17 protein-coding genes are annotated in these 22,208 nt (G+C 62.1%); 5 read left to right on the forward strand and 12 right to left on the reverse strand.

Annotated features, from left to right (window positions below; all coding sequences use genetic code 11):
• Nucleotides 1–103 precede the first annotated feature (103 nt).
• From AC15MQ_RS21900 to rsmA, 4 genes are read left to right on the forward strand one after another with little or no spacing between them, the layout of a single operon-like run.
• The gene (locus AC15MQ_RS21900; protein WP_483081329.1) at nucleotides 104–3,235 is read left to right on the forward strand and encodes an LPS-assembly protein LptD; all 3,132 of its coding nucleotides are present in this window, start codon (nucleotides 104–106) and stop codon (nucleotides 3,233–3,235) included.
• Nucleotides 3,236–3,245: 10 nt separating this feature from the next.
• Entirely contained in the window at nucleotides 3,246–4,550 is a 1,305-nt protein-coding gene (locus AC15MQ_RS21905) for a peptidylprolyl isomerase (protein WP_287652410.1), read from the forward strand.
• 5 nt (nucleotides 4,551–4,555) lie between these two features.
• Nucleotides 4,556–5,557, forward strand: a complete 1,002-nt coding sequence (gene pdxA, locus AC15MQ_RS21910; RefSeq protein ID WP_483081355.1) for a 4-hydroxythreonine-4-phosphate dehydrogenase PdxA — start codon at nucleotides 4,556–4,558, stop codon at nucleotides 5,555–5,557.
• A gap of 4 nt (nucleotides 5,558–5,561) precedes the next feature.
• The gene (gene rsmA / locus AC15MQ_RS21915; RefSeq protein ID WP_483081330.1) at nucleotides 5,562–6,341 is read left to right on the forward strand and encodes a 16S rRNA (adenine(1518)-N(6)/adenine(1519)-N(6))-dimethyltransferase RsmA; all 780 of its coding nucleotides are present in this window, start codon (nucleotides 5,562–5,564) and stop codon (nucleotides 6,339–6,341) included.
• Nucleotides 6,342–6,393: 52 nt separating this feature from the next.
• On the opposite strand, the gene AC15MQ_RS21920 is transcribed toward rsmA, so the two are convergent.
• The 7 genes from AC15MQ_RS21920 to AC15MQ_RS21950 form a co-directional block, all read right to left on the reverse strand.
• Nucleotides 6,394–6,591, reverse strand: coding sequence for a YgaP family membrane protein (locus tag AC15MQ_RS21920; RefSeq protein ID WP_287652407.1), 198 nt, complete (start codon nucleotides 6,589–6,591; stop codon nucleotides 6,394–6,396).
• 93 nt (nucleotides 6,592–6,684) lie between these two features.
• The gene (locus tag AC15MQ_RS21925; RefSeq protein ID WP_287652406.1) at nucleotides 6,685–7,362 is read right to left on the reverse strand and encodes a Crp/Fnr family transcriptional regulator; all 678 of its coding nucleotides are present in this window, start codon (nucleotides 7,360–7,362) and stop codon (nucleotides 6,685–6,687) included.
• Nucleotides 7,362–8,129, reverse strand: a complete 768-nt coding sequence (gene xth, locus AC15MQ_RS21930; RefSeq protein ID WP_483081331.1) for an exodeoxyribonuclease III — start codon at nucleotides 8,127–8,129, stop codon at nucleotides 7,362–7,364. The genes AC15MQ_RS21925 and xth overlap by 1 nt, the downstream gene beginning before the upstream one ends.
• A gap of 246 nt (nucleotides 8,130–8,375) precedes the next feature.
• Complete coding sequence (locus AC15MQ_RS21935) at nucleotides 8,376–9,905, reverse strand: UvrD-helicase domain-containing protein (RefSeq protein ID WP_483081332.1); 1,530 nt, start codon at nucleotides 9,903–9,905, stop codon at nucleotides 8,376–8,378.
• A complete protein-coding gene (locus AC15MQ_RS21940; RefSeq protein ID WP_483081333.1) occupies nucleotides 9,902–11,674 on the reverse strand; it encodes an ATP-dependent nuclease in 1,773 nt (590 codons plus the stop codon). The genes AC15MQ_RS21935 and AC15MQ_RS21940 overlap by 4 nt, the downstream gene beginning before the upstream one ends.
• Nucleotides 11,671–12,474, reverse strand: a complete 804-nt coding sequence (locus AC15MQ_RS21945; protein ID WP_483081334.1) for a nucleotidyl transferase AbiEii/AbiGii toxin family protein — start codon at nucleotides 12,472–12,474, stop codon at nucleotides 11,671–11,673. Before AC15MQ_RS21945 ends, AC15MQ_RS21940 begins: the two co-directional genes overlap by 4 nt.
• A 54-nt stretch (nucleotides 12,475–12,528) precedes the next feature.
• Nucleotides 12,529–13,611: a type IV toxin-antitoxin system AbiEi family antitoxin gene (locus tag AC15MQ_RS21950; protein ID WP_483081335.1), complete on the reverse strand. Its 1,083-nt coding sequence runs from the start codon at nucleotides 13,609–13,611 to the stop codon at nucleotides 12,529–12,531.
• Between the two features lie 448 nt (nucleotides 13,612–14,059).
• On the opposite strand from AC15MQ_RS21950, the gene AC15MQ_RS21955 reads away from it, so the two are divergent.
• On the forward strand, nucleotides 14,060–14,383 hold the full coding sequence (locus AC15MQ_RS21955) for a hypothetical protein (RefSeq protein WP_483081336.1): 324 nt from the start codon (nucleotides 14,060–14,062) through the stop codon (nucleotides 14,381–14,383).
• On the opposite strand, the gene AC15MQ_RS21960 is transcribed toward AC15MQ_RS21955, so the two are convergent.
• From AC15MQ_RS21960 to traN, 5 genes are read right to left on the reverse strand one after another with little or no spacing between them, the layout of a single operon-like run.
• A complete protein-coding gene (locus AC15MQ_RS21960; protein ID WP_483081337.1) occupies nucleotides 14,384–17,161 on the reverse strand; it encodes a conjugal transfer protein TraG N-terminal domain-containing protein in 2,778 nt (925 codons plus the stop codon). It lies immediately after the preceding gene.
• Between the two features lie 33 nt (nucleotides 17,162–17,194).
• Nucleotides 17,195–18,643, reverse strand: coding sequence for a conjugal transfer protein TraH (locus AC15MQ_RS21965; protein ID WP_483081338.1), 1,449 nt, complete (start codon nucleotides 18,641–18,643; stop codon nucleotides 17,195–17,197).
• Nucleotides 18,640–19,506 carry a conjugal transfer protein TraF gene (gene traF / locus AC15MQ_RS21970; RefSeq protein ID WP_483081339.1) on the reverse strand — a complete coding sequence of 289 codons (867 nt, stop codon included), beginning with the start codon at nucleotides 19,504–19,506 and terminating at the stop codon, nucleotides 18,640–18,642. Before traF ends, AC15MQ_RS21965 begins: the two co-directional genes overlap by 4 nt.
• A gap of 5 nt (nucleotides 19,507–19,511) precedes the next feature.
• Nucleotides 19,512–19,886, reverse strand: a complete 375-nt coding sequence (locus tag AC15MQ_RS21975) for a hypothetical protein (RefSeq protein ID WP_483081340.1) — start codon at nucleotides 19,884–19,886, stop codon at nucleotides 19,512–19,514.
• Nucleotides 19,883–22,204 (reverse strand): type-F conjugative transfer system mating-pair stabilization protein TraN, encoded by a 2,322-nt coding sequence (gene traN / locus AC15MQ_RS21980; RefSeq protein ID WP_483081341.1) that lies wholly within the window; start codon nucleotides 22,202–22,204, stop codon nucleotides 19,883–19,885. Before traN ends, AC15MQ_RS21975 begins: the two co-directional genes overlap by 4 nt.
• Nucleotides 22,205–22,208: the final 4 nt, after the last annotated feature.

The following is a 22,208-nucleotide window of genomic DNA, read 5'->3' on the forward strand; positions in this document are numbered from 1 at the left end:
CTTGGACGATGATGCTAAAATGGCCGGATTCTAGCATCCGACCGCCGCCGCAACGCGCGCTCAGAGACCACAAACTGCCGCATCTTTCACTGACCACTCCGGAATGACGTTTCCTTCTCGGCGCAGGCCGCTGACCCTGATCTTCTGCTGCAGTGTTGCCGGCACCTTTGCCGCCAGCTTCGCTGTACAGGCGCAGGGGCAGCGTGCAGCTCCCTTCCGGGTCGACCCGGTGTTGCTTGGCTTGCCTCCAATGAAGCCGGCGCCGGCTGCGGTAGCTGCCGAAAAGCCTGCTGTAGAGGCCCGTCCAGTGGCGGCACCGGTCGTCGAGACGAGACCACTGCCGGTCCCCGGAAACTCCGCGCAGGAGCCTGGTTCTGTGGCAGCCAAGGTTTCGGCGGACGACGCGGCGGCGGTCCTGCAAACTCCGGCAGAGGGGGGGGCTGTCTCCGCAGGCATGCCGCCAGGCTCGGCCGGGCTACCGCCACAGGTGGCTCCGGCCGCGTCGCCTGTAGAAGCCACCCCGTTGGCGACGCCGGCGACCGAGAGGCAATCACCGGGAGCCGACAGCGCCAAGTCTGCGACTGACTCCGATCCGAGCAGGATCATGCCGAGCCAGGCGAAGGCGCCTGTCCCTGCTGCGCAGGAAAGCGTTTCGCCGTCGATGGGTCCGCCGCTGCGCCAGGTTGTGGAACCGCTCGGCCTGTCGCCGTCGCCGGCAGCGCCGCCAGCGGCGGCAAGTGCCCGCAGCGAGTCGCTGGCAACAGGTCGCCAGAGGGCGTCGGCCGCTGCTGCCCCTGCACGGAGTTCCCAGGAGGCTGCCATCTCATTGAGCGCCGCACAGTCGGTGCCGCCCCTTGAGATCGAAGAGGCGAACACGCCTGATGATGGGTTGCCCTTGCGTGTGGCGAGGGCGATGCTGCCGCCCCAGGCCGAGAGCAAGGTGCCGCGCCCGGTATTCCTGAACGCGCAGCGGATCTCCGGCGTCGTCGACCGCGAGGTGCTTGCCGAGGATGAGGCGGAGTTACGCAAGGTAGGCACGGTGTTGACTGCTGATCGCCTGACTTACTGGCCGGTGGATGACGAGGTCGAGGCCGTCGGCAGCGTCCGCCTGCAGCAGGATGACGACGTGATTTCCGGCCCGAAGGCGCGCCTGAAGCTCGAAGACCAGGTCGGCTTCTTCGACCAGGCCTCGTACTACGTTAAACGGCAGTCGGCTCCGACCCGTACTCCGACGGACGACACCGCGGCTGCGCGCTGGACTGCTAACACACCGGATAATGAGTCGGCAACCGGTTTTGCAGCCCCGCGCGCACTGAACATCAAGCCGGGACAGACCAAGGTCAAGACCGCAAAAAAACCGGCAAACGAGTTGACCGAGGGGCGGGGTGAGGCGGAGCGCATCGATTTCGAAGGGGAAAATCAGCGGCGTCTGACTGCTGCCACCTACACGACGTGCAAGCCCGGCAACGACGATTGGTATCTCAGTGTCGGCGATCTGCAACTGGACTACGATAACGACGTTGCCAGTGGTACCGACGGTACGGTTCGCTTCATGGGGGTGCCGATTCTCCATTCTCCGTGGGTGTCATTTTCGCTCAACAACGAACGCAAGTCGGGTTTCCTGACGCCGAGTTACGGTTCCAGCAGCGACAACGGGGTCGAGTTTGTCCTGCCGTACTACTGGAATATTGCGCCGAACATGGATGCGACCATCGACACGCGTATTCTCAGCAAGCGAGGTTTGCAGCTCGGGACCGAATTTCGCTACCTGAACACGGCCTATGGGGGGATCTACAATAGCAACGCTGCCGTTGAATACTTGCCCCACGATCGTTTGAGGGATATCGATCGCTGGGGTCTTGGGCTGACGCACAGCCAGAATTCGTCGAGTGGATTTTCCGGCGCCATCAATTACAGCCGGGTGTCGGACAACTACTACTTTACCGATTTGTCGAGCCAGATCACCAGCACCGCGAAGACGCAACTCCTGCAGCAGGGTTTGCTGTCTTACAGTGGTGGCGGATGGTGGGACGTGACGACCAACGTACAGTCCTTCCAGACGCTGCAACCCGATCCCAAGAATCCGGTCAGCAAGCCGTATCGTTTGTTGCCCCAGATCACCCTGAACGCGCGTCAACCCGATCTGTACTCCACGGACACGGCACTCTTCGGGCAATACACCTATTTTGCCCATCCCGACGGCAGCATGGTTGAAGGGCAGAGGATGGTGCTGCAGCCGCAGGTGTCCTTGCCGTACGTCACTCCCGGGTGGTACGTGATTCCGCGGGTGGCCGCCAATCTTACCCGTTACGCCCTGTCGTACCCGAACTCGGGCAGTGTCGGCGATACTTCGATCAGCCGCACGCTGCCGATTTTCAGCGTCGATTCGGGAATGACCTTCGAGCGGCCGAGCAACTGGTTTGGTCGGGACTATACGCAGACTCTCGAGCCACGCCTGTTCTATCTGAATATCCCATACAAGAACCAGAACCAGATCCCGATCTTCGATACCGGTCTGGCGGACTTCAATTTCGCGCAGATCTTTGCCGACAACCAGTTTTCCGGCTGGGATCGCATCAACAATGCCAACCAGTTGACCGCAGCCGTAAGTTCCCGGCTGATCGACCCGTCCAACGGGAGCGAAATCATGCGCGCAATGGTCGGGCAGCGGTTCAACTTCACTGACGAAAAGGTGGCGCTGCCAGGCAGCGTGCCCCCGCAAAAAGGTGACCGATCCGATTTCCTGGCCGCTTTCAGCGGCCAGTTGTTACCCCGGCTGTACGCGGACGCCGCTCTGCAGTACGACCCCAGCGACCAGCAGTTTCAACGCTACGCGATCGGGGCACGTTACGTGCCCGAAGCGGGCAAGGTGCTCAATGCGACCTACAGTTACAACAGCGAGGCGGCGATTCCGATCAATCAGGTCGACCTTTCCGGTCAGTGGCCGATCAATTCCCGCTGGCAGGCGGTCGGCCGTTACAACTACTCGTTTACCAATTCCCTGCCGGTCGAGATCATCGGCGGGCTGGAGTACAACGCGGGGTGCTGGGTGGTACGTACGGTAGCCCACCGGATTCAGACCACCCAGGCCAACTCGACGACACAGTTCTTCGTGCAACTGGAATTGAATGGCTTCGCGAGCATTGGCTCGAATCCGCTGAGTATTCTCCATCGCAGGATCCCGGGCTACGCGGTGGGTCCGGCTTTGAGCGACCCGGCCCTGGCCGAACGGTAGGTTAAAGGACATGACGTTTCTACTTCGCTCGATACTTTTCTGCGCCTGCCTGGTCGGACTGGCGTCGGCACAAACGCGGACGCCGGCGCAGCCGATTCCCGTTGACCGTATCGTCGCCGTGGTCAACGACGAGGTGATCACCCTCTACGAATTGCGTTCGCGTCTCGACTCGGCGCTGGGGCAATTGCAGCGACAGGGGATGCCGCTACCGCCGCGCGATGTGCTGGAAAAACAGATGCTCGAACGCCTGGTGATCGACAAGGTGCAGTTGCAGCAGGCACGCGACATGGGTTTGCGCGTCGACGACGGACAACTTGAGCAGGCACTGCAACGCATTGCCGCGGGCAACAACCTGTCGCTCAGTCAGTTTCGGGCAGCGCTGGAAAAGGACGGCATCACCTTTGCAAGCTTTCGCGAGGAGATTCGTTCCGAAATGACGATTGCCCGGGTGCGCGAGCGTGAGGTGGAGAGCAAGATCTTCATTTCCGACGGCGAGATCGACAACTACCTGGCCAGTGCATCCGGCCTGGGCAGCGCGGGGGAAGAGTACCAGCTTGCGCATATTCTGTTGCGTGCGCCCGAGTCGGCGAGTCCGGAACAGATCCAGAAGCTGCGTGCCAAGGCCGACCAGGTCCTTGAGCGGTTGAGCAAAGGAGAGGATTTTGCGCAGCTCGCGGCGGCCTATTCCGATGCTCCGGACGGTCTGAAGGGCGGCAATCTTGGATGGCGTTCGCTGGACCGGTTGCCGGCCATGTTCGCCGAGGTAGGGGTGACGCTGAAGGTCGGCGAGGTATCACCGGTTCTGCGCAGTTCGAACGGTTTCCATCTGATCAAGCTGCTGGCCAAACGAGGCGGCGCCGCTGCACAGGCCGTCGAGCAAACGCATGCGCGGCATATCCTCATCAAGGTCAACGAAGTGGTGTCGGAGTCCGAGGCCCGGCACAAACTGGAGGGTCTGCGCGAACGGGTCAAGCACGGTGAAAGCTTCGCCGAACTGGCCAAACTTTTCTCGCAGGACGGTTCGGCATCAAAAGGCGGGGATCTCGGCTGGATTTATCCCGGCGACACCGTTCCGGAGTTCGAACGAGCGATGAACCTCCTGGCTCCAGGAGAACTCAGTCAACCGGTCCAGTCGCCGTTCGGTTTCCATTTGATCGAGGTCCTTGAACGTCGTGTCCAGGACGTATCGAGCGAGCGTCAACGCGCCGCGGCGCGTCAGGCCCTGCGTGAACGCAAACGCGACGAGGCCTACCAGGACTGGCTGCGCCAGGCCCGCGATCGGGCCTACGTCGAGCTTCGGCTGGAGGAACGTTGAGCGGCTTGTCTCCGACGATTGCCGTCACGACCGGTGATCCAGCCGGTATCGGCCCCGATATCTGCCTGCGTCTCCTCGATGACGCGCGTGCGCCGCGCTTTGGCGCACGCATCGTGGTGTTGGCGGACCGTTCGCTACTTGCGGAACGGTCCGCGGCGTTGAACCTGACCGTCAGTCTGCGCGACTGGAATCCGTCGTTGCCGGCGCAGCCAGGCACTCTCGACGTGCTGCACCTGCCATTGTCTGCCGCGGCCCGGCCAGGCTGCCTTGACCCCGCCAATGCGCCGTACGTGCTGGCCCTGCTCGACCGAGCCCTGGCCGGTTGCCAAAGTGGAGAATTTGCCGCGATGGTCACTGCGCCGGTGCACAAGGGGGTGATCAACGATGCCGGTATTCCCTTCTCCGGCCATACCGAATACCTGGCCGAGCGGACGGGCACGCGTCGGGTGGTGATGATGCTGGCCGGCGGTGGCCTGCGGGTGGCCCTGGTGACCACGCATCTGCCGCTGAAGGACGTGCCGGCTGCGGTGACGCGCACCGCGGTCGACCAGACCTTGCGCATCCTGCATCGTGAGATGGGGCAAAAATACGGCATCCCGCGGCCACGCATCCTGGTGGCCGGGCTCAATCCACACGCTGGTGAGGGCGGCTACCTGGGGCGAGAGGAAATCGAAGTGATTACCCCGGTGCTTGACCATCTGCGGAGTGAACTGGGGATGACCCTGCTCGGGCCGCTACCGGCCGACACCATGTTCTCGCCGCCAGTCCTCGCACGCGGCGATTGTGTGCTCGCGATGTACCATGATCAGGGCCTGACTGCCCTCAAATACGCTAGTTTTGGGCACGGCATCAACGTCACGCTGGGCCTGCCGATCATTCGTACCTCGGTTGACCACGGCACCGCGCTTGAACTGGCGGGCAGCGGGCTGGCCGATCCAGGCAGCCTGTTCGTGGCCATCGAGCAGGCCATCGCCATGGCCGGGCGAGGTCGCAGCCTTCAAGGCTGAGCGCATGCCACCGCACCTCGCGCGCAAGCGCTTTGGCCAGCACTTCCTGGTCGATCAAAAGATCATTGCCGATATCGTCGATTTGCTCGCTGTGCGACGGGACGACCTGCTGGTCGAAATTGGTCCTGGTCTGGGCGCCTTGACCACTCCGCTGTTGAGGCGCCTCGACCACCTGCAGGTCGTCGAGATTGACCGTGACATCATCGCTCGGCTCCGGCATGGGTTTTCGCCAGAGAAACTGACCGTGCACGCGGGTGATGCCCTGGTCTTCGATTTTGGCCAGTTGGCCAGAGACGCCGGATCCGGCCTGCGAGTTGTCGGCAATCTTCCGTACAACATCTCGACGCCGCTGCTTTTTCACTTGGCAGGTTTTGCCCACTGCGTACGCGACATGCATTTCATGCTGCAGAAGGAAGTCGTCGAGCGGATGGTTGCGCGACCAGGGGGCCGCGAGTTCGGGCGCCTGTCGGTGATGCTGCAATACCGCTTCGTCATGGACCGGCTGCTCGATGTGCCACCGGAGGCGTTCAATCCTGTCCCCAGGGTGCACTCGGCAGTGGTTCGCCTGCTTCCCCGGCCAGCAGCGGAATTGTCAGCGCACGACGAAAAGCAGTTCGCTGCGCTGGTTTCGGCAGCCTTCGCGCAGCGGCGCAAGATGCTGCGCAACAGCTTGCGGGGCTTGCTCAACGACGCTCGTCTGGAAGCGCTCGGCGTTTCGCCGACCTGTCGTGCCGAGGACCTGTCGGTCGAGGACTATATCCGCCTGGTCAATGCAATGGCCTGAAATAAAAAACGGCTTCCCGCAGCGGCACGCAGTTGGCTGGCCGCCGTGGAACCTAGCCCTCCTTCCTGATCGGGCAGGTGTTCATGCCGAGCAGCGAGTAAGCCGGGCAGACGCCGAACAGGCCGGTCAGCAGTGGCACCACACCGATCCAGCCCCAGGCGCCAACGACGCCAAGGGCGGCCATGGCGATGAGCGCAATGCCGACGACGACCCGCAGGATCTTGTCGATACCACCGACGTTTGTTTTCATGATGAGCTCCATTAGAGTTTGTGAGTGACGGTGCCAGACTACGCACCTGTCGCCGCCGAGTATGTAACTCAGGTCACACAGACTCCAGTCGCCTCAGCGATTGATTTCCGCCACTTGCTGCAATCCCGTCCGGTCGATCACGGTAATCTGTTCACGAGCGAGCATGACCAGTCCCTGCGCTGCGAAGCCCTTGAGCAAGCGGCTGACAATCTCCCGCACGCTGCCGAGTTCTTCGGCCAGATGCTGGTGGGTGGCATGGATGACCCCAGCCTTGGCCAGCAGCAGTTTGGCCAGGCGCTGGTCGAGACGCTGAAAAGCGACCTCCTCGACCAGTTCCATCAACTCGGCGATACGTTCGCCAAAAAGGTGGAAAACGAAGTCGCGAAAGGCACGATTGTCGTCGATCAGTCTGTCGAACATCGCGGTCGGCAGCAGCAATAGCGAGAGTGGCGTTTCGGCTATCCCTCGTGCCGAGTAGGGGCTGCGTGCGAGCAGGCAACTCGACGTGATGATGCACGACTCGCCAGGCTCAACGCGGTAGAGCAGCAATTCGCGGCCGGTGGCCGTGCTCTTCACCACCTTGATCGTGCCTTCGAGAATCAGCGGGAATCCGAAGCAGTTCTGCCGCTCGGCGAATACCTGGGCGCCGGCTGGCAGCTTGAGCAAGGCCGTCGCCCGGCAGACGGCTGCCAGTTGCTCAGCGGACAGGGAGTGCAACGGCGGGTACAGCGCCAGCAGCGTTTGCGGGAGTTCGTCCTGAGGCGTGTCCATCAATCGGCGATTTCTGCAGTCACCGGCGCGTGGTCGGAGGGCCGCTCCAGCTTGCGCAATTCGCGGCTGATCCCGGCCGCCGTGCAGCGCTCGGCGAGCACTTCGGAAAGCAGGATGTGGTCGATCCGCAGCCCCTGGTTCTTCTGGAAACCGAGCATGCGGTAGTCCCACCACGAAAAGCTCTTCGCGGGCTGCTCGAAAAGGCGGAAGCTGTCTTTCAGGCCGAGAGCCAGCAAGCGCTGGAAAGCTGCACGCTCTGGCGCCGAACACAGGATTTGTCCTGCCCAGGCGAGCGGATCGTGGACGTCCCGATCCTCTGGTGCGATGTTGAAATCGCCGGCCAGGACCACCCGCGGATTGACCGCGCGTGCATCCGCGATCCACCGGGTGAGTCCATCCAGCCATTCGAGCTTGTAAGCATATTTGTCGCTGCCGATCGCCTGCCCGTTGGGGACGTACGCGCAGACGACGCAGACGCCGCGGACTGTGGCGGCAAGAAGGCGCCTCTGTTGGTCCGGGTACAGCGGGTTGCCGTAGACGATATCGGTTGGGCATTCCTTCGCCAGCAGGGCAACGCCGTTGTAGGTCTTCTGTCCGGAAAATACGACATGATAGCCCGCGGCCTCGATTTCCTGCCTCGGAAAATGCGGATCATCGAGCTTCGTTTCCTGCAGGCAAACGATGTCCGGTTGCTCTGCCGCGACCCAGGCAAGCAGTTGCGGAAGCCGAACCTTGAGGGAGTTGACGTTCCAGGTTGCAATTTTCACGATGTTTGTAGCCAATTGATTATAAGAGTGTTATTCATGTTTACTCTCGCTATTTGCAGTTTGGCTACCCATCTAGCTACCCATATTTGGGGCGGTGAGTCTCCTCGAACCGGTGGTGATTCCAGTAGTTGCCCATATTTTCCCATCAGGTCTCGTTACTTACTACTGTAATGCGCGCTGATACAGCACTCCTGCTAGTGTGATGCTCGCGTGTTGTTCCAACTCCGTTCATCCCGCGCCTCAGGCTCATGCAATCTTGAATAGTGGACTGGGATTCGTATCGGATATGACCAAGGTCAGAGAATTCTTTGCCCGACTGAGTGCTACATACATTTTGCACTTGGCATAGGATGTTGAGGTGAACTGCGTTTTGTCGCAGGACATGATCAGCACGTTGTCGCACTCGAGGCCTTTTGCCTTGTGAATACTGCTCAAGACGCGCTTCGGCGGTGAAGGCCGCGAATATGAACGCTTGCGCGCGATTTCAGAAAAGGCTTCATCAGGACCTTCAAACTGACCAATTCGGATCGCATCTTTGAACTCGGTGCGAAGGTCAATCTTCACGGTATCGAAGCCGGCTTCTTTTCCTTCAATGAAGAGTCGAATCAGGTCGAGCGCTACGGCAACGCCAGTATGCGATGGATCGGCGATCAGTCGACGTGCGATGGCCTGAATATTGGCCGGCTTTCCTGTCGTCGGACGCGTGGCGCCTTCCCGAACTTCCTGGAGCAGACGATCACCATGGCTGGCGTTGCTGAAACCCACCGCAACACTACCGACAAACGCAACCAGGCCGTGTGCAAGTGCTTCCGCGTCGCCCGCCCCATCTCGAAGTACAACGGCCAAGGCAGCGAGCGCCTCGCGCGTATGCCCTTCCCAGATCGGAATCGATCGCCCCCAGAACGCGCACAGCGCGGCGACAAGATCATTCTGCGACGCGAGGATCATGAGCTGATCGGCGTTGCGGACAAGACTGTCGATCGGTGGCCGATGAGCTTTCGACAGTTGATAACCCGTGCGCGTCTGCGCCGTATTGTTGCCCGTGAGTATGCGCAACGATGCAGGCAACGAGCCCGTCAGGTCAATCTGCTGTCCACTCTCCAAGCACGCTCTCGCTGCAAGGATCCATTCGCCCAGCGCCAAGCAGCCATCTTTCCAGCGATGAGGGGCATCCAGCTTTCCGTAGACCGCTTCTCGCTTGAGTGCTTCCCAGCGCTCGCGGTCGATGCGTGCGGCTTTGTCAGTCTTGGCACCATAGATGCGTTGAAGCGGATCGCCGAATATGCGCAGCATCGCACCGCCACCTCGCAGCGCCATCACCACACTGTGCTGATCGACACTGGAATCCTGATGCTCGTCGCAAATGATTATGGGATATCTGTTGGCTAAGGTCTTGGCAACCATGGGCTGCAAGCGGAGAAACGTGGCGACCTTGGTCGCCATGATGTCGAAGCCCCGGCCGTTGTCTTGCCATGCCCACGAAGAGAGGTTGCGTGGCAACCCAAGAGGCTTGTGGTAGGCGGTCGCGATCTGCGCAATCAGCGCATCGATGGTTTTGATTTCAACCCTGGCTCCAGCGCCTTTGGTCCGTTCTGCAAATACCGCGCATGCTGCATGCGTGTGCGTAAGGATCAGGAGGCGGCCTGTCCCGATGGAGTTGGCAACGTCCCTCGCATAGATCGCGCCTTGAAAAGTCTTTCCACAACCGGCGGATGCTTCGATGAGTACGAACGGCTCATTCGATCGCAGCAACTTGGCGACTGACTCATCGCTCATAGGTCTAGCTTGTCAAGCATCGGTCGTCCCGCCGCGCCCAGGATCGCGTTGATCAGCGGAAACACTTGGAGACCGATGGCCTCCCAGGCGCCCAGAGCGAACATCTTTTCCGCCAGTTCGCGCCCGCCATTTTCGGACTTGAACCAGTATTGGGAATGGCTCTTCCATTTCTTCTCTGCACCCGCCGGCGCGCCCGCCTTGTCACCGGTCGCCGCCGCGATGATGACTGCCCGCCATGTCTGCCCTTTCGCAGCAAGCGCCTGCTCGATGGCAGCTGGTTGCTTGTCTTGGAGGCCGAGCCGATCCGCCAGTGTCCGAAGGCGCTCGCCGTTCAAGTCACCGTCACCGTTCTTAAGCAGGTCCAGCAACTTTGCTTCCGGGATGACTCCGATCACATGCTGTTCGGTGCAGCCCTCCTGCCATTGATGTAATCGATCTCCGAGCTTCTGCTTGAGGGTTTTCCAGCGCCCCGGGGCGGTCCCTTCGCAATCGACAAAACCGGCGAAGAGTAGCCCAGCCATGGCCAGCGTCTCCAGAAGATTCAGTGTGGCGTCATTGCCCTGTCCATCGCAAACACGAACGCCATGATCGAGTGGGTCCGTCGCAAAGGCCTTTTCAAGCAAGAAACGCAGAAAGCCAACTTCCGTGGGACCTTCGGCGATCACTGCCACTCTCGCCAGAAACGTTTCGGGATCACGGCGCTGCTGAGGGGCGATTTTCGCGTGGGGCAAGGCTCCGATACCGCCTGTTCTGTCCAAGTACCACAGGTGTGCCTGCTCGGCGCAGGCGATGGCGACCGGACTGTGGGTCGTCACGAACGTCTGACTGTGACCGGTTCGCAGGATGTTGATGAGCTTGCGCAGGCGATACGGTTCAAGTCCGCGTTCAATTTCATCGATGATCGTGACGCTCGCCTCCTTCTCGGTGGACGATGCGATTTCCAAGGCAGTCATCCGACGAGTGCCGGCACCCCAACTGGTCAGCGGCAGGCTGACGCCATCCTTCTGCGCGAGCAGGCCAATCAAGGCGCCGATCGAAAGCCCCTGACTGGTCGTCAAACCGAGCTTCAGATCGCGCGGCAGCGCAGCCTCGACCAGGCGTTCATCGAGCTTCTTGATAGCCTCCTTGCCCTGTTGATTCAGCGAGTCGTGAAGATCCAACTCGGATACGCGTTGGCCGATACGCGCCCGCAAAGCGCTATCGGAAAGCAGGCGGTCTAGCGCAGACCCATACACTAGACGCAGGTCGCGGTCGTTGCGTTCATCGGCACTCAGGCGCACCAGTCCGATCTTCCGGCGCACCGAGACCGAAAAATGATCTGCCTCGTCATGCGGTTGAACGATCTCCCAAACCACTTCCAGTTCGGCCGTTCCGCGGACCCGCACACGGTAGACCGGATCGACGGGAGCCGGCATGTCATCGCCATCGTCTGACGCAGCCGGCGCTACAGCGTCTTGACCGTCCCAGGCCCACGGCCAGGAAAAATTGTGCTGCGTGCTGATGCCCGAGGATTCCGGGAGGATCATGACGGCCTCGATCACGAACTCCTGCGTGCTGTCACGCTGCCAGTAGTCAGACTCCGACAACACGCTTGCGTTGGATGGGCTGAGCAGCAGCGCGATCGCTTCCAGCACCGTCGTCTTTCCGACATCCCCGCCACCAAGAATGACATTCATTCCAGGGTCGGGCCGCCAACTGAATTTTTCGATGCCTCGAAAACGCTGGATTGTTAGTTTGCGAATAGCCGCCGTGGCAGACATGGCGCTCATCCTCTCAATCCCAGTGCGCGCAACCAGGCATCTACCTGGCCGAAGGCATCTTGCTGCCATTGATCGGGGGAACGATCACCCAGAATGTTCGTGTCTTCCACGAATCGACGCACGCATGTCGGCCCAAAGCCATCGGCAGTATCGAACTTGCCAGCGATGAAGCCGTAGCCCGCTGCACCGCTGGCATGATCGAGGAGCGGCCGACATTCCTCGGCGAGCGTCTCGGGACCTCCGGGATAGTTCCGGATGCAGTAGTAGATGTCGTAGGCGTCTTTCTGCTTGTAGCGCCCTTCAATGGCATGCCCCTTCATGGCAAGAAGGGCAGGGATCGAGCACACCGCGATCTCGACGCGGTTCGTGCCGCCGGCAGGCATCGGGCCGGTGATCGCCACCAACTGATAGAAGCGAACGGCCAAGTCTGCGCCGTCTGCTTTTTGCACCGCGAAGTCGCTGATCAGCGGCGGGACATTCTTGACGATCTCGGCATCCCGCGGCATCAGGAAATCGACAATGATGTCGATCGGAGCGCCGCCATCGTCAGTGGGGACTTGGCGAACGAGCTGAAAGCGCCGAAGCTCCCGACGTTGCTGATAACCATGACCCCGTAGAGCGTCGATTAGCGTGGCGTATTCGCCATCGCCCAACGCTTCCGCGTCCAACCCGAGATCCACATCAAGCGTGCCGACGTGCGGCATGTCCTCGTTTCCGAGCAACAACCATGGGACCGCGCCACCGACGATGGCGAATTTTCCTTTGAAGCTTCCCAGGATCTGGCCGATCTCGACCAGCACCGTCTTCACAGCTGCTGTCGTGCGATCGTCGTAGTCCGCGGCGGACTGCGGCTCGTGTAGGCGTCATTTTGGCCATGTCAGCCTTTCGTGGCGCAGATGGTCGGCCGCCTCTCGGCCCCGCTCGCCAGCGGCGGCCAGATCGAGATAGGTCTGGACCGGGCTGGTGCAGATTGCGCCTGGCGCCGGCTCGACAGTGTCGCGGAATAGACCGGAATCCTTGAGTTGGGTGACCACCACATTTTCCCCTTTGGAGACCGAGGACAACTTCAAAGCCGTGTGGAGCCGTTCGAGGCCGGCGTCGTCCGCATAGAAGTATTGCGTACCGGTTCGGCCATACGGTGCTAGCCAATGCGCCGCCGAGAAAGACGCAAAGGCGGCATGTGCTGGCTCGCGATCCGAGAGGAGCGCTCGGCGCGCAGCTTCTTCAAAAGCGCTGCCATGCAACGTCGTATAGAAATTCATGCGCTTGCCGGTTGGTGGCTCGTAATCATCTCGCCAGGCATCCAGCAATGCCTCAGGCTCAGACAGAAACAGGCCATCGTCGGACACTTGCGCCCATTCCCGGTCAAGCAAACCGGCGCGTACGTTGCTGACGTGGCCGAGGCTGACATCGGCCATCTCCGCCAGTTCGGTAACCCGCCAGGCCCGGCTGGGCTCTCGAAGCATCACCCGCAGCACCTGGGCGGATTTCGGTTTGAACAGCGACCTGAGTTCGCGCCGCTCGACAACCGGTCTGCTCGCCACTTGACGTTCGATGAAGACCGTGTCGAACAGCAAACGGGCATTGCCTTCGAGGTCAAGAAAGCCGACCGCTTGCTCACCACATAGTGCTTGGGCTTCGGGCGAAAGATACGGAGCAATGAAGACAGGCGTGGCATCCTGCGCGTGATGAACCACGTAGTGGCGCAACTGGAGCAGGGCCATCCGAACATGGCGCGGCTGGCCGTTAGCCTTCACCTCACAGACCAACGCATGGCGCCGGCCGGATACCTCGATATGCGCCACGAGGTCGACTCCACGATCAGGCCCTTGGGACTCCTGTTCGATGTCCACGAGTTTGATCAAGGGCACTTGCTGCAGCAACAAGCGAAGTGCTTCCGCAGCACGGTCTTCCAAAGGTTTCATTGAATCTGGCGCTTTCAGCATTTGCTGAAAGTATCATCGGCAGTGAAATTGTCAAGTGGTATTTCACTCAATTAGCGACTTTCAACGAACGTTGAAATCGAGTAGGTTGGTGAAATGGCCTTGCTGGGCCCTTCCGGGAGCTCTGTCTCCTGAGGCCTGAGTATGGCCTCATACGCTGGTGCCCTCCATGCCTCTCGCTGTTTCCACATGCTTGCCGCTGCCGATAGTGCTCAGAACCTTGGGAGGGAATGTCGGGGGAAGGAACGAGAGCTGAAGTTTGGGGGTGCCGCAGGTGGTACGTGTATTGCCAACTGAAACGTAATGTTCGCTGCGCAGTGAATATTGAGTATTTGAGCGAATAACTAAAGCGCCCCGAATTTCTGGGCCTTGGTAATGGTGATGCACGATCGCTCGCGTCTGGGATTTGAAACTCTTGTCATCAGAGGTAGATTCAATCCAGGAGGTCGAAATGAGAAAACTGATTTTCATAGGCTTCGTTGCCGCCGGGATGGCCCTAGCGTTGCTGTTTGGCATCAAGGAGGACTGGGGCACGCGTTTGGTGCTCATGTTCTTTGGGGCGGTTGCAGGAGGTGCGGTGGGTGGCGCCCTATCGGGGATTGGGCGGCGAGCGAAGCGCAAGCCTTCGCCGGAGATCGACGCCTTGCGCGGACATGGCACGGCGGATGAAGATCGAATGGACAACTACTGGCGTGATGAAGATCATCCACCCTTCATGAAGCCAGCGTCCCCCGACATAAAGACGCATGGGGGGACAGGCGGCATGCTCGAATGACTAGCGGTCCTTGCGAAGGAGGTCTTTGACCGCATCCTTTACGGCGGTGGCAGTCGTGGCTGCATCATTCTTCACTTGATTCGCGGCGCTCCCGAGTAGGGACTTTTCCGTGGACAAGGTGCCGTCCTCGGTCTTGACGATTCTCGCCTTGGCATCGAATTGCGGCGAAGCCGCCTCGGCCTGTTGCTTGATGCTATCGCCTTGCTCTCGTACTTCGTCGCGGATGGGCGATGACGGGGCAGGGGAGGGTTGATGTGCGGCCGCGCGATGGGCTTGAGCTGCCTTTGCACGGTTCGCGGCGTTGTTGGAGGCCAGATCCGGTGATAGTGCAGGATCGTTGGACTGGCGCTGGTGCAGATCTCGAACATCGTCGAACGAGCTTGGCATCGCTGCTCCATCGGAGAACACCCGGTTCGGCTTGAGGCCTTGCCGGGCCAGTTCCGCATCGAACATGGTCAACGCAGCCGCGCTGTCGCCTCCGTACTGTTCCGCATACCGCAGGAACATGTCCATGTTATGGGGATCCTGGGCAATGTCGATCGAGATCGCCTCACCCTTGTCCTTGGCCACCGAGAGTCGCTCCGCGAAAGCCGTTCTGGTCGCAAGACTCGCATCGGCGCGCTCTGATCGGGCGACAGCACTGGAGAGCCGCGCCGACAGCTCCTGCGCCTCCCTCACGTCATTGGAGATGCTCGTCATGACACTGGTGTCGCGCGAGACGCGGTCACCAAACTGCTTAAACTCGGCTATCTGATCCTGGGTGAGGTTGCTCAATACCTTCTGTTCATTCGCAGATAGCCCAGTCGAGTAACTCTTCCCGCCGCGGGTCTGGAGTTCAAGACCGGCCACAGGTGAATTGAAACCAAGACGTCCGGCTGCGCCAAAGGCGATCTGGGCGACTTGGCTCTGCGTCAATCCGGTGCTGTCGGCGACGTTCTTCGAAATCTGATCCAGCCGGTTCAGCGTCTCGCCCATCTGCTCAAAACTGCTGGAAGCCGTACCGCTGCTGTGTCGAGATGACCGTAGCTTTGCCAAGCCTCGCGTAAATGTCTCGGCGAGCGCCGCTGATCGCTCGGTATTCGCAGCAATCGCCTCACCACGCGCGGCGTCGGCTTGCCGACTGGCCTGGGTCACGTCCTGCTCGGACACGCGCATCGAGACCATTCGGGATGCAAATCCCTGGTTGCGCAGCAGGCTGACGGCGGTTCGCCCGGTCAGCACATTCGACGAGAAGGTGTTCCCGCTCAGGTCGTTTTGCCAACTACCCATGAAGGCGGAGGTGCGGTTGGGCGCCAGTTGCATCTGGTCCATCCCCACGTTCCCCATGGAAACGTTGCCGACGGTAGAGGCGGACGTTCCTCCTGAGATCATCGCCTGCAGGCCCGACAGGCCACCGACCAGGGCCGTCCCGAAATTCTCCATGCGCTTCAAGGCCGCCCAGGCGATGAAGGGGATGCTGATCGCAAGGTACCCGACGACGGCCTCGCCCGAGATCGCCCGCGAATAGATCGTCGAGGCGGTCTGCAGGGCGAGCGCCTTGGTGCCCGTGCCCAGGTCCGCGGCGGCTGCCAGGTCGTAGGCTGCATAGATCGAGGCCATATAGTTCAAGATGGCGTAAAGCGGCGGCCAGAGCTGGATCCAGATCAGCACCGCCGCGTAGCCCTTGAAGGCCAGCATCGTCTCGCGGCCGCTGGTGAGCAGGAGCAGCAGGACGAACAGCGGGAACATCGCATAGGTCACCGCCTCAACCACGTTGCGGAACACCGGCAGGGCCTGCTCGGCCACTTTGCCGTAGTTGAGCCAGGTCGCGTTCTGCTGGGCCACTGCCTGGGCCCGGCCGACCGCCAGCACCATGGCCGCTGGGTCATTGACCTTCTGGCCGACGATCTTGCTGGTGTCCTCGATCGCGTTGAGCACCGCGTTCTGCCGGATGAGGTCGGCAGCGGTGGCCGCGGCAGTAGCGATACTGTTCTTGAGATAGGCCTGCTGGATTTGCCCGGCGATGACGGCTGCCGCAGCAGTTCCAGGCAGCGTCGGGTTGAGCTGGAAGGCGAGCCGCCCCTGGATGCGGGTGATCTGCGCCGGAATTCGCCCATTGAGGCTCTGGTACACGTTCGGGCAGGTATCGACGCCGACGCTGCCGCCTGCAGCCGTCAGTGTGCTGAAGCGCGCCGGATTGGGCGAGGCCATCAGCGGCCAGACATCATCCGAGGCGGAAAACGTCGCCGGGTCGAGGGTGCCGTCGATCAGGTCGTAGGTCGTGCAGTTATGGATGAAGTTGATGAGATCGGTGCGGAAGGCCGGGTCCTGGAATACCACGTTGCCGGTTTCGCGGATCAGGCGGTTGCCGAACATCAGGCCGTTCTGCTGGTAGGACAGCTCGGTGGGCAGGGCGCCGATCCCCGGAATGACCTGGAACGCCGTCTCGAAAAGCCCGGTCAGCGTGTTGCCGATGGTGCTGGTAAGGCTGCCCAGGACGGCCACGCCGAAGGGGACGTTGTCGACCACCTTGACCGCGGAGCCGCCCGTCTTGTCGACGATGCCGACGGTGACCTTGGGTACGATCAGCACCGAGAACACCAGCACCACCGTGCCCAACCACTTCCAGCCCTGCAATTTCTCGGGGGCGAAGGCGTAGGCGATGAGCGCCGCGACGAAGCCGCAGAAGGCGACAGCGGCGACCGCCGCCGCATAGTCGCCCGACGCATGGATGGCCGCCGCTGCATTGAAGACGCCGAACAGGCTGTCGGCATTCTGGTAAGCGTAGATTTCCCACATGGCGCTCCGTCTCCTCGCGCGATTGCGTTTGCGCTACTGCGACAGATAGGCGGCCTGCTGGCCGAGCATGTCCATCACGTGCTGCGGCATGCTGGAGCGCAGTTGGCGCTCGAGCTGTTCCAGGTGGCTAGCCACCGCCCGGAAGGAACCCACCTTCTGGTAGAGCAGGTTCTTTTCCTGCGACAGTTGCAGGAGCATGGCCTGCGCGCGCTGGCGGATCTGGTTGGCCTGGTCACGTTGCGTCTGCTGCAACGTGTAGTTCTTGTCCAGGGCGGCCATGCCCAGACGCAGGTTGCGTTCGAGGAAGACGTAGGCGTAGTCGGCGGCGATGACGTCGCGGTACTGGGCGATCAGGCTGTCGGAGAGGCCGGAGCCCGGGATGCTGGTGCCGATGGACAGCATCTTGTAGACCGGCTCGGTGGTCTGGTTCACGAAGCCGACCTCGGACGAGTTGTTGGGAATGGCGGTGCGCGTAGCGATCTTGTCCGCGATGGAACGCATCATGGCCTCCACCTTGGCAGTGAAGGGGGTGTGGGTGTAACCGGTGTTCAGCGTCACGACGTCGCAGTTGGTGTAGTCATTGCATTTGAGCATGTGCTGGATGACATCCGTGCCGCCCGCCGCGCTCTGGCCATACAGCAACTGGCTGATCGACGTGAGCGTGGGCGCGATCGGCTCGGGGTCACGCGTCGATTCCTCCGGGTAGTAGATGATGGTGCCGACCAGGCTCATGATCAGCTCGCGCTCCTGATCGTCGAGGTAGGAACCCGTGTACTGAAGCGCTTTCCAGGTCAGGTTGCCGACGAAGGGGGCCTTGTTCTTCACATTCGGATCGGTGGAGGAACGCGCCGATGCCAGGATGCTGGGCCGGTCGGAGCCACAACGCCGGCGCGCCGCATCCCGGTCGCTCTCCAGGCCCATCTCGACGGCGAGGTCGGCGCAGGTTTCCTGCGAGCTGTAGCCGACGGATTCGGCGGCCGTGCTGACGATGGCTTTGGCGGTCTCGCACGAGTTGATGCGCGCATTGTTGATCCAGGTCTCCAGCCCCTTGGCCCACTTGGTGAGTCCTCCCAATAGGGGTGAGACCGCTTCGAGCGCCAACTGGAAAGCGATACCGGGTAGGGCGGCCGTGATGTTCTTCAGCATGTTCTTGAACTCGGTCGCAGAGATGTGGCTGAAGCTGCCGCCGAAGACGTCGATGCCACCGCAACCGGCCTTGGCGCTGGGGAACTGGATGGCCGCGAGCTGATAGACCTTGTTGGGCGAGCGCATCATCAGGTTGCCGCCGGTGTAGGTATTGAAGGTCTGGCCGCGGAAGGCCCCAGGGGCCGTGTAGTTGCCGATGGCGCCCAGGTTGTTAAACATGTCATTCACCTCCGTGTTCAGGTCGCCGGCACGCAGCGGCAGCGGCGAGATCACGAGCAGCAACGCCAGCAGCGCGGCGGAGGGTCGCCGCAACGGGGGATGGTCGGGGTGGTTCATGGTGCCTCCTGCGGCAGGGCAAGACGTTGCGTCGTTCCGGGCAGCATCGCTTCGGCCTGCGGGCCGGACACGACGGCGATGCGTTCCAGCAACTGGGATTCGGAGAGCACGCCGAAACCGATGGGCGTGATTTTTCCGGTGAAGGGCTGGGCCAGGAAGACGGCGGGCACCTGCGTGACCTTGAGGGTGGTGGCAATGCCGTTGTCCGCACGCGCGTTGGGGAAACCCAGCATCGGGCCGCCATCGACGCTGATGGCCACCACCTGGATGCCATGGCGCGCCTGGAAGGCCGCCAGGGTCGGTGCGAAGGCGTGGCAGTACGGGCAGTCCGAGCGGTAGAAGAAGAACAGCACGTGGTCCTTGCCCAGTTCGGCAATGGAATGGGAGCGATCCACCAACTCGGTCTGCTCGAACACCTCCAACGCTTTGGCGTTGACCGGCCGACCTTGCAGCGTCGGATCGAGCGCTGGCGTGGACCAGGCGACCCGCTGCGCCACGTCGGCGAAATAGGAGGCACGGGCGACGATCTGGGACTCGAGTTCCATGTAGCGGCGCACGTTCGCCTCGGTCGGCCGCATGATGGCGATGTTGCGGGTGTCCTCCAGGGTCTTCTGCAGGCGTTCGAACTCGACCAGCTCCGGCGCTCGCAATGGCTGAGCGGGTGGCGCAGTGGGTGCGGTTTTGTCCGGCAGCATCGGGCGTTCACGCTCACCGGGCGCGGGGTCTTCATAGAAATGCCAGCCGCGCCAACGGTCGGACCAATAGCGCGCAGCAGCATCCTGGGCCGACGCGGCGCTGGCGGCCAGCATCGAGGCCAGCGCCAGCACCAAGCGGATGGGTATGGGGAATGCGAAGCGCTTCATATGGGCTACTTCAGGGATTGTGGCGGCCGGCCGTCGAGGCAGTAGTTGATGCCGAAGTCCATCGTCTGCCGGCGGGGGCTCAATGCACCGGGCAGGAGAACGCCGTCTTGCCGGAACGTGACCTTCAGCCGGCTGCAACCCGGTTGGGCGTAGCGCTTCTCGGTCGTCACGTCGATGAAGATCGGCGATGTGGCACCGAAGCGCCTCGTGATCGCATCGGCCATCTCGCCGGTGAGGACGCCGTGGGCTTGCCCATCGGTCGCCTGCAGGGCGGCCAGCATCACCGGGCGCGCGTCGGGCACCGGCGTGCGGCGCACGTCGTCGGCGAAGACGGGCAACGCGTATGCGGCCAGCAGCACTGCGGCATAGGTGAGCTTCATTGGCATTTCCCCTGTCCGTAGTAGCAGGTGGTGAGGCGCGAGGCGTTGCTGCCCTGGATCGTTCCGACACTGGGCAGCTTCGGGACGATGGACGCATAGAACTCGGAGAGGTCCATCGCCGCAAAGTCCAGGCTCTGCAGTTGCGCGATGCTGAAACCCGAGCAATCGGGGTTCTCGCCGGAGCCCCAGCCCTTGCCCACCTGGACGCGGCCCTGCTCGTTGACGATGCGCGCGAGCTTGCTGTTGAAGCAGCACTTGCCGGTGGTGTGCTCGATGCAGGCGACACAGGCGCCGAGGATGCGGATGCACGAAGAACAATAGGTCCCGACGCTATGGCACAGGCCGGCCCCTTCCTTCATCGCGACCTTGCCTTCCTCCTCGTTGCAGGACGACATCGACATGACGATGTAGATCACCACCGCAATGGCGAGCGACCAGGGATCGAAGGCGACCACCAGGCCGTCGCCGGAGTAGAGAACGACCGAACTGGCCGGCAGCGCGGTGCCGTTGATGGCGACGGTGACGCCATAGGTCGTGAAGCTGCCGGAAAAGCCGCCGCTCATCAGCAGCGCCTGCATGCCCTGGTACAGGAACTGGCGGTTGTCGGCGTTCATCAGTACGTCATAGACCAGTCGCGAGCCCGTACCGAACAGGCTCTGGTTGGTCATGCCGGCGCCGGCCGAGTCGGAATAGCAGCAGTTCTTGAAGAGCCGGTCCCGGCATTTGTTTGATTCGCCCTTGAAGACCTGCATGTTGTCGGTGTCGAGGTACACGCCGGCTTCGCGTGCGGCTTCCATCAGCGACATCGAACGGGCGAAGTCGGCGTCGTTGGTGTAGCTGGTGTTGAAGCAGTTCGAGCCCAGGCAATAGACGTTGGCGGGGCAGTTCGAGGCGGTGGTGGCGGTTTGCGCGGCGACCGGGCAGATGTAGGTGTCCTGATAGATTTCACATAAACCCGTCGCCGCATTCATCTGCTTGCAGGTGCTGGTCGCCGGGGTGCAACCGCTGCTCGCCAGTGGGGCGCACTCATCCACCGGTGCGCCCGCGGTGCAGGTCAGGGTGCGCTCATAGGACCAGCAGGCGCGCGTGACGGCGCGGCCGTCGATGGTCTTGGTGGCGGGGCCGTCGACGCAACGGTCGGCGGTGGTCACGGTGCAGCGGCCGCCCTCCGTCAGCGCGGCGCTCCTGTCGACCCAGACGTCGGTCTCGTGCTGCTCCATGGTCGGCTGCACGAACGACAAGGGCAGGCTCCAGCCGGAGGCGCCGACCAGGGTCGCGGGCCCCGCCGGTAGGGCGCAGTGCATTCCGGCGTCGTCGTAGATCGTCATGCTGCCGCCCGGGCAACCGGCCTCGGCGTCGGGGGCAGTGAGCGTGTAGCACTGGTCGGCCGCACCACCGGAGAGGAATTCGCCGGCCCAGTAGCCGCTCAGCGTATCGCCGCGCACCGTCCCGGCGGGGCAGGCATAGACCGGCGTGCCGAACTGGAAGGTGTAGCTGCAAGTCCCGGCGGTGCAGCCCGAGCCCGGCATCATGATGACCTTGAAGGGGCTCCAGCAGTAGCCCTGCCAATGCGGCGACAGGTCGGTGACATAGGTGGCCTGGGTGGCGGGCGCTGTCGGCAGGTCGAGGGCCTGCCAGCCGATGCAGGCGCCCATGCCACCGGCGGCGTAGAAGCGGAAACGCTGCTTGCCGTCGGCGCGGATGCGGCATTGCGCTTCGGCCACCATGTAGTCGGCGCCGTTACGGTTGACCTGGCCGTGGGCGAACCAAGTGCCTTCGGCGCAACTGGGCAGCAATTCCACCTGGACCGTGAGGTCGCGCCGGGTGGTGTAGTTGCCGACGCCGCTGTAACGGTTGCAGACCTTGCTGGTCGTGCCCGCGGGCGTGGTGACCTCGGCGGTGGTGCAACCCGAGTAATAGTCGGCGAGACTGCCCAGCACGTTCGACGGATTGCCGGCGATATCGCGGGCGGCGGCGACGGCGGGGTCGTAGGCCGAGACCGGGGGGCGCGGCGTATTGGCTGAGGTCACGGCACCGCGCTGCGCCTGACAGACGGGATCGTCGGTGCTGGTGGCGCAGGCGGCCAGGCGGGCGTTGGCCGCCCCCGACAGGCTGGGCTGGCCGTAGTATGTGGTTTCCGGTGGCGTCGTGGTGTAGCCCGGCACGGCACTCGATGCACTCGGCGTGTTCACCGTCCCCCGGATGACGGGATTGGCCGCCTGCCCGGCGGCGGTGCCTTCCTCGAATGGACCGGCGACGGCGGCGGTCTGCGTCGTGACGAAGCAGACGAGCGTGATCCAGGTGACCCAGCGGCGCATCGTG

The organism is Candidatus Accumulibacter propinquus (genome assembly GCF_056856495.1).

Excerpts from the sequence above, each read along its gene's own strand:
- AC15MQ_RS21900 (WP_483081329.1), top strand. The coding sequence starts at position 104 with ATGACGTTTCCTTCTCGGCGCAGGCCGCTGACCCTGATCTTCTGCTGC.
- AC15MQ_RS21905 (WP_287652410.1), top strand. The coding sequence starts at position 3,246 with ATGACGTTTCTACTTCGCTCGATACTTTTCTGCGCCTGCCTGGTCGGA.
- rsmA (WP_483081330.1), top strand. The coding sequence starts at position 5,562 with ATGCCACCGCACCTCGCGCGCAAGCGCTTTGGCCAGCACTTCCTGGTC.
- AC15MQ_RS21920 (WP_287652407.1), bottom strand. The coding sequence starts at position 6,591 with ATGAAAACAAACGTCGGTGGTATCGACAAGATCCTGCGGGTCGTCGTC.
- AC15MQ_RS21925 (WP_287652406.1), bottom strand. The coding sequence starts at position 7,362 with ATGGACACGCCTCAGGACGAACTCCCGCAAACGCTGCTGGCGCTGTAC.
- AC15MQ_RS21935 (WP_483081332.1), bottom strand. The coding sequence starts at position 9,905 with ATGAGCGATGAGTCAGTCGCCAAGTTGCTGCGATCGAATGAGCCGTTC.
- AC15MQ_RS21940 (WP_483081333.1), bottom strand. The coding sequence starts at position 11,674 with ATGAGCGCCATGTCTGCCACGGCGGCTATTCGCAAACTAACAATCCAG.
- AC15MQ_RS21950 (WP_483081335.1), bottom strand. The coding sequence starts at position 13,611 with ATGCTGAAAGCGCCAGATTCAATGAAACCTTTGGAAGACCGTGCTGCG.
- AC15MQ_RS21955 (WP_483081336.1), top strand. The coding sequence starts at position 14,060 with ATGAGAAAACTGATTTTCATAGGCTTCGTTGCCGCCGGGATGGCCCTA.
- AC15MQ_RS21960 (WP_483081337.1), bottom strand. The coding sequence starts at position 17,161 with ATGTGGGAAATCTACGCTTACCAGAATGCCGACAGCCTGTTCGGCGTC.
- AC15MQ_RS21965 (WP_483081338.1), bottom strand. The coding sequence starts at position 18,643 with ATGAACCACCCCGACCATCCCCCGTTGCGGCGACCCTCCGCCGCGCTG.
- traF (WP_483081339.1), bottom strand. The coding sequence starts at position 19,506 with ATGAAGCGCTTCGCATTCCCCATACCCATCCGCTTGGTGCTGGCGCTG.
- AC15MQ_RS21975 (WP_483081340.1), bottom strand. The coding sequence starts at position 19,886 with ATGAAGCTCACCTATGCCGCAGTGCTGCTGGCCGCATACGCGTTGCCC.
- traN (WP_483081341.1), bottom strand. The coding sequence starts at position 22,204 with ATGCGCCGCTGGGTCACCTGGATCACGCTCGTCTGCTTCGTCACGACG.